The organism is Pseudomonas sp. P5_B2, from assembly GCF_056400445.1.
Map to the genome: position 1 here is coordinate 1 of NZ_JBFULH010000188.1, position 7,772 is coordinate 7,772.

Annotated in this window: 3 protein-coding genes; 2 read left to right on the forward strand and 1 reads right to left on the reverse strand. The window is 55.7% G+C overall.

What is annotated here, in order from left to right; all coding sequences use genetic code 11:
• The coding region (locus tag AC1DRJ_RS15330; protein WP_477802912.1) for a TcdA/TcdB catalytic glycosyltransferase domain-containing protein at positions 1–1,011 on the forward strand (1,011 nt) is incomplete at its 5' end.
• Positions 1,012–1,059: 48 nt separating this feature from the next.
• The gene (locus AC1DRJ_RS15335; protein ID WP_477802913.1) at positions 1,060–6,912 is read left to right on the forward strand and encodes a TcdA/TcdB pore-forming domain-containing protein; all 5,853 of its coding nucleotides are present in this window, start codon (positions 1,060–1,062) and stop codon (positions 6,910–6,912) included.
• 143 nt (positions 6,913–7,055) lie between these two features.
• Here the strand turns inward: AC1DRJ_RS15335 and AC1DRJ_RS15340 are convergent, their stop codons facing one another.
• Entirely contained in the window at positions 7,056–7,652 is a 597-nt protein-coding gene (locus AC1DRJ_RS15340; RefSeq protein ID WP_477802914.1) for a MarC family protein, read from the reverse strand.
• Positions 7,653–7,772 lie beyond the last annotated feature (120 nt).

The window sequence follows — 7,772 nt, forward strand, 5'->3', positions numbered from 1 at the left end:
GCGCTTGAGCGATATTATTCCCTTGCGAATGAAAGTGTTTTTTCACCTGAAAAACTGCCCCCTGTGAAACTCTTTCAGGAAGTATTCGAGTCGCTGCTTCGTCAAAAATCTACGCGGCCGTCGCCAGCCCTCAGGCAGGCCCATACCGGTCTCAAGCAATATGCTTCCAGATTGTCAAATACTGTCGGCATGCTTTCCAAGGCAGCGGCACCCGTGCCAAAAATCATGCACTTCGTGTGGGTCGGTGGCAGTGAAGTAGGGGCGATTCAGCGTGATTACATGAATATCTGGCGTAAGGTCCTCGCCCCAGAGGGGTACACCTTCAATCTCTGGTACGACAGCGATGCGTTGCTGGCCTTCGAAATGAACCGGGTGATTCTCGACAGCGCCAGAGTGCATGCGATGGAGTCCGGGGGCGATCAGGTGAAGGACTCCTTGAAACTCTCAATGATGATCGAGGACCGCGCCCGTGTGCTGAAACTTCAAATGGCGGAATTTCTCGCTCAACCCCAGTGGGCCGGCAAGGCGGACAAAGCGCGAATGGACTTGATGGTTCGGGCTTATGGCAAGGATCGATCAGTCCTGGAAGCGTTTCGCCAGAAATGTCTGGACACGCATCTGGAGGTGGTAGGGCAGGATCTACGGTTGCGGGATGTTCGCCATGAATTCGCCGACCATTATTTAAAGGATGTCTATCAGCGAGAAGTCGCCATGCGCGGAAATTTTGCCGCTGCCAGTGATGTCGTGCGATTGCAAGCCGAGTATTTGGAGGGTGGTCGTTACAGTGATATGGATTATTTGCCACCGCTTGCCGAAACGTTGGGTGGCGTTGATATTCGTAGGTTTAGCGGGCCTGCCCGGCTCGGCGTCTTGCAGTTGTTGCTGAACCATAATGACGTCCTTATGCCCGGTCGAGACCTGCAACGTTATCCCGATAGAACCAATGAAATTCCTGTCGGGGATAAAGAAGCGCTACTCAAGTTCGCCCGTAGTAATCCCGATTTACTATAGGTATTTGTTTCGCCTCGGAATGGTCTGGCCCCGCAAGAGGGTTTTCGGATGGCCATTCAGGGTGACAGGGAAATGAACTCGCACTTTCTCGCCCATCCACATAGTGGTATGACCGAATCGGTTATGCAGATGATCCGGTTCAACTACGACTGCCTTTATGAGGTTGAAGGTCGACTGTTCCACGATAGAAAACAATGGGGAGATAGCAATGCGTTGCTGGAGGCCATAAAAACAATTTTGACTGAAAAGAAAGATTCAGGAGCGGCGCTCACACAGTCATACCGGGACATTTTATCCAACTTGGGCCAATCCATTTTTGAGTATTACCAAGATGGAATTCGCATCGGCGCGCGCGGCACTATCACGTTGACCGGACCAGGCGCTGCAATCAGCGGACTGAATGAATACATCGAAACGCACCTTGCAGAGGACGATAAGAATTATGTCCACGGTCAGTTAAAGTTGGCCGAGGGCTATAACGTCGACACTGAAGAAGAACGAATTTCCGGTTGGACCGTTAATGCCCAGCCAGAGGCATGGCTGAAAAACGAGCAGGAGAAGTGGAAGGCGGGGAAGCTGAAGTCGCGTTACGTCGGTGATATGACAGAGTTGCTGAAAGAGCAATCGCTCACCTTCAAACAGGGCTGGCCGATCATTGAAGGCAAACCTGTGCTGCAGGCCTCGATCCTGCAGCAATTACTCAATGAGTTGGGCGAGCCCTTCATCCGTGCAATGAACGATAAGTTGAGTGGCGATATCTCACTTGGGAAAAACATTGCCATCAGCTTCGAACAGCGCCAAGGTCTCCAGACACAACCTGCTCGTGAGATACCATCTTCAATAGGGGCCGAACCTTTCGGCAATCTAAATGAAATGCTGACCCGGATCGCCGGCAACAAGTTGTCTGTGGAGCAATTGAGCCCCCTGCACCGTGTGTTGCTAGGCGGGCTCTTCGGTGCCACGACGCTGGACAATGAGGGCTTCGCCAGCGCCTGGGAGGCAACCCGAACGCTCGCCGTCAACTCTCAGGATCGTGGACTTGCGGCGCGTTACGATCTGATCGAGCAGGTCCTGCGCAAGCATAATCCCCAGGCATTCGAACGCTCTCTGAACACACAGACGCCGCCAACCGAGGGTGCACAAAGTTCCCGGGTCTTAAAGGCAAAAGCCTTCGCTGAACCTTTGAGCGTGCTCCAGTGGGGCGAGTCTATCGGGCGAATCCAGATAGTTGCCAAGGAAGAATATCTGGCTTCGATTCTCCAGAAAGGCCATCGCGTCCGCGAACAGCTCTATCAGGCAGGCGCTATTGCCGCCAAACAACTGCCGCAGGGACTGCTGGTTCGTGGTAACGGTGATCCGGGGCGACGTTGCTATCCGCTGGCACTGGTCATGGGGGCGGCGCTGGAAAAAGGACATGCGGCAGAGCGGGCACTGATCGGCAAACTCGCTAACGCCAACGTCCCCGTTGCGGACGCTGAAACCCACGCATTCCTGCGCGCGCTCGATGAGTTGCGCAGCATTCCCATGGCGCAGTTTGGCGACAAGCTGGGGTCGGCGAAACTGGCTACGGTAATGCAGACCCTGGAGGCGAAAACGACGTCTTCCATTCTGATGCTAAACACCGACAATCATTCAATGCTGGCAGCCAAAGTCGTCGAGCAGGGCGAAACGTCATGGCGTTTTTACGATCCCAACTTCGGCCTGTATACGTTTGAACGCGGGCAGGATCTGCAAAAAGGAATAGAAGATTTTCTCGCGGACCGCACGATAGCCGGGCTCTATGGCCTTGCGAAGGGATCGGATCCCACATTCAACCTGGTCGAACTCGACGGTTCGAAAATTGCCGGCGAGGTGCTGCCTTCGCAGCTGATGGTCGGCGCTTTGTTGCGCAGCGAGGCGATCGCCGGAGGACGGACGATTGAGGCGTGGCAGCATCATGCGGCATTGCGCGCCCGTTCGTTGTCGGAAAATGCCCGACTGGGCCAGGGTTTGGCAATCCTCGACACGAATGCCTGGGCAGGGCAAATCGAACGCGCCACGCGCCGATTGCAATCCCGACATCAGCTGAGTCGCGACTTTGTGCCGGTGTTCGAATCATTGCGTCCCGTTTCGGTCGGGCTCAGTGAAATTACCCTGATCAACGCCGGCGATCCCAGGCTGACGCGCCAAGTTGTGACCGATGATGAGCAACTGCCCAGGATCAAATCCTATCTGACGGAGCTATACGAGACGATTTCGGTAAAAGCACCGGTGGTGGTAGATCCAACTGACGTCAGCTCGGTTCATACACTCAATGTCGGCTTTGCCCTTCAGGCACTGTTGATGGAGCTGAAGAACAGGGAATCAACCGATAACAGCGATGGATCGACACCATTGACGGACGCGGTTCGCGTGCATGGTTATCTGGCTTACGCACAACTGACCCATGGCGTCGTGGTCGATGTGGTGGAAATAATCAACCTGGTTCGCCATGCCTTTACCGACAGTCTGCTGGTTGCCAGAACCACCTCTTCAGTGGTCGTCAACGCCCTGGGGCATGTCGCTAATGAAGGCGTGGGCACAGTGCTTCAACTGGCCGCAGTCGGGTTTGATATTTACCTGTTGGCCAATGCCGAAAATGAAGCTCAACGCGCGCAGTTCGCAACGCAACTGGCCTTTGACTCGGCCGGTCTGGCACTGGCTGTCGGCGGGGTCGGAGCGGGGTTGGTAGGTGCAGGCACAGCGGCAGCATTTCTGGGCGGTGGCAGTGTCATTTTTGGTGGGCTGGCAATCGGTATCGGCGCGCTGGTCGAAGGCTTCGGCGGAATCCTGGAGCAGGCCCGTCAAGTCGGGAAATACATTAATCGGGTAGAGGAGGCATACCGAACAGGGGGTTACTCGGTTGTTGATGATGCCTTTTGCGCGAACCCCTATGCGGTGATCACGCGTCTTGATCTACTTGATCGTTCCATCGATTTTGGTAGCCAGGTAATCTTCTCCGCCAGCACCTCTACGCTCCACCCCCCGCAAGTAAATCCGGACCGGTCGCAGGGATTCAGTGTGCGGGAGGCACTCAAGTACCCCGATCGACGGAGCATCACGCAGGTTACGGAGTTTGAAACCGTTGTACTGCCTTGCTCCCCGCACTGCTACCTGGGATTCGAATACAAGGCACTGCCGTTCGCGACCACCCGCTACGAGCATTTTGAAACGGCGTTGAAACTCGAAAACGACGACGAGGGGAATCGTCGGTTCTGGTTCAGCTTCTACAAGTTCCCGAGCGAGTACATCCTCAATGTGTTGTACCCGAACTATGAGGCGACGACGATCACCGTCGTGCTCAGTCGCAGCAACAAGTTTCTTCAGGTGCCGTCACTGCCTGGGGAGATGCACGGTTATCTCTCCTATGAGATCACCGGCGTGGGAGGGCAGTGCACCGTAGGCTTGGCCAAGGGTGTGAAATCGCTAAAGCTCATGCAATCCTTGGACGGGGCGTCAATGTCGTGGGCGCTGGGAGCATCCTGGTTGGCGGTCAAAGACGTGACGTTTGCGCACGACGGTCTGCAGCTTGGCACCCTGCAAGTGCATGCACCCGGCAAGCCTGATGTGTACCTGCAGTTCGATAAACAGTCTTATCAGGTCGACTGGGAGCAGAAGACGCTGCTGCTCAGCGAACTGCAGATCGATACCGGTGCGACTGAGTCCGCGATAAAGGCGACTGTTCAATCCAGTCATCTTGCCGGGCGTTTTACCGCCGTGCGCAACTTTCCTGTTCCCTACGAAGATCCTCTCAAGCCTGTTTACACCACGGCCCATTACGACCGGATCGAAGACCGTTTCATGTTTGTGCGGGGGCTGGATCCGGCCTATGAGAAAGAGGCTCGCCTGGGAGCCATCATCGGCAACGATGCGTATTACTACGTCCCTGACGAAGTGCTGGTCTGGCGCGCGGATATTGTCACCGGCCGGGTCAACCGAATTTACCGTTTAATGGATCCGCTACCGGGATCAAGGATCACGGCGTTCCAGGATCTTGGGGCCGGGTTGATGCGCATCGTTCAGAAAATCAGTGACCGCAACGGTCATTCCATGAAGCTGATTTATCTGCTGGGTGCGGATGAGCTTTCGTTGATGACGGTCATTGGCGAGCTGACCGACACTCAAAAGCTGCTACTGCAAGGCAAAACCACCCTGTCCATGGCGAACGTGTTCTGGGGTTATGAAGTGGTTGTCAGACCTTCGAAACTGGCGGCCTTTGATGCGGTGAATCTGGTGGACTACACGTTTGCACCGTTGACTGCGATCAACGTGTTGCAGGAGGGCGCGCGGACTTCCGACAATGTCTGGGTGCGTCGTGATGACGGGCTTGTCATCCGACCCAGGCTGCCTTTGATGGAAGGGCAGACTGAAGAACCCAACGTCATCTTGCTCAAGACCCATGAGGCTGATGGCGATATGTTCCTGTTTTACGATCAGCAACATCACAGCCTGTATCGTCAAAGGGTGACGGTCCAGGGCGAGGAGCCAGCGACTGACGCAGTGAAAATTCTGCCCCACAACGTCACCGAGGTTGTTTTCCAGGCCAGGCAACTCATCGCACAGACTCGCGATGGCCTGTTGTTTCGGCTGGATCGTATTGCTGACTCAACGCTGGTCGGCTTAAACGAAGCGTGGCTTTCGCAAGCGGTTAAAGCCGAGGGCGCAGGGTTGCAGTGGTGGAAAAGCGCATTGGCGGTTGCCGATCGACTGGCTACTGACAAATTCGAAGTGTCGGGCGTGCAGAACTTCCCCGTCAACGCGCGCTTGAACGTCTGGTGTGTGGACAAGCGCGTGCTGATTGCTGATCCGATCGTCGGTCAGCACCTGCGTCTTTTGGCGCTTACCCCGGACAAGAAAGCTGCATGGTTGTGGGATGAGTCCTCGGGACGAATTTATCGTCAGCGCTTTATGGCTGTTGAGGATCTGCCCGCTGCGTTCGGAAATGGCACGCGGCTGTTACGTCGAGACCTGATCCCGGCATTGCAGAGAGAGTCGCCAGAATGGTCGTTCAGCCAAGTCTCCCCCCACGAGGCGGGACTGCGCGGTCTGACTTATGAGCGTGTCTGGATAAAGCTGTCCGACAATGTGCCTGCGCGCATCATCGGCGTGGAGAGCGATTTTTTTCATGGGGTGGGCAATCGAAGTGGTCGGGAAGAGAAACTTCGGCAGCTGGTGGCAGGCCGGCACAGCACGGACGTTTTGACGGCGGGCCGGTTTGATGATGTCTTCAACTGGTATGACGTTACCGCCCGGAGACTCTTCAGCACGACCGTGCCGAGCAACGGTCGCTGGCCGGTTTATCTGGGGGCGCGCGATGGCGAAACGGCCTTGTTGTATAACCCGCTCAATCGCCAGCTGTTCAGTAATCGAGGTTCGTGGGTGGTTGCGGATCATGACGTCTGGGCGCAAGCAGACACGACTCGCCGCAATGGGGAAGTGTTGACCGTGCACTGCCGGAACAACATTGACTCTTTGTCTGCGCTGATCCCGGAGGGCGTCACCACACTTGTGTTGGGACTTAACGAAAAATCAAACTCGTGTTCTGTCTCTCAAGAGGCCTGGTCACGACTGGATTGCCTCATCGTCGACTTCGCGGGTCTGAAACCCACTTGGCGCTTGCTAAAAATGACCTTGCAGGAAATGGATCAATGGCTGGTCACTATGATCGATGGTCATTTGATGCTGACCGATCCTGAGGATGGGCGGAGCCTGGTTTTGCGCAATGCCAAATCGGCCAGTACGGAATCAAGGACTAAGTTGGAGCTGGTTGTCGGGGTTTCGGGGACGGTTCTGGTTGTTTCCGCCGAGGACTTGGTGGAAGGTCTGGGAGATCGAACCAGTATTCAGTTGCTGGATTTGCTGGTCCTGGCCGCAGCTGAGTAATGGCCGCAGAGACGTTCAACACAATTTGAATCGTTAAGCAGGCTGTGGGGGGAACCTCCACAGCCTTTTTACGTTTTAACTAGCCGTTCTTTTCAGCGGCTTCCGTGGGGCACCCCTGATTGCTATGCCAGCAACGCCCGTCTTCAGGGCACCAGGTAGCCCCTCACGCCTGTAAAGATGATCTGCGCCGCCAAGGCGCAGACGAACAACCCCATCAACCGGCTGACAATCTGCAAGCCCTGGTCGCCGAGAATACGCTCGATGTGGTTGGCCAGATAAAGCACGACGCCCACGGTGAAACTCGCCAGGGCAATACTGAGAATCGCCGTGAGTTTGTCGTCCCAATGGGGCTGGCCTATGCCCATCACCAACAATGCTCCGATGGTGCCAGGGCCGACCGTCAAGGGAATGGTCAATGGGACGATGGTCACGTCCTGCTGCACATTGTCGGTTTGCACCGCCGACTTGCCTTGGGCCATGCCCAGCGCCGAGATGAATAGCACGCTGCCGGCACCGATGCGGAACGCATCCACGGTGATGCCGAAGACGCTGAAAATCACTCGCCCGAACAGGTACAGCAAGACACTGGAAACCAGCGTGGCGACCGCCACTTTCCAGGCCAGGCGTCGTTGTTCCTTGCGCGAGTAGCCGCGAGTCAGGCTGATGAAGCAGGACAACACGAAGAACGGGCTGTAGAGCACCAGCATCTTCAGGTAAACGCTGAATAACACTTGGAGCATGGTCGAAGCTCGCGGCGATTGAAGTTGTCGTGGAGTCTATCAGGCGCTACAAGGTCTGTCGGCTGCACACTCTCAATCAGAGGAACTTACGCAAACCGGAGGGCAGCGAGGTCATTCTGG

Coding starts and splice junctions, on each gene's coding strand:
- AC1DRJ_RS15340 (WP_477802914.1), bottom strand. CDS start 7,652: ATGCTCCAAGTGTTATTCAGCGTTTACCTGAAGATGCTGGTGCTCTAC.
- AC1DRJ_RS15335 (WP_477802913.1), top strand. CDS start 1,060: ATGGCCATTCAGGGTGACAGGGAAATGAACTCGCACTTTCTCGCCCAT.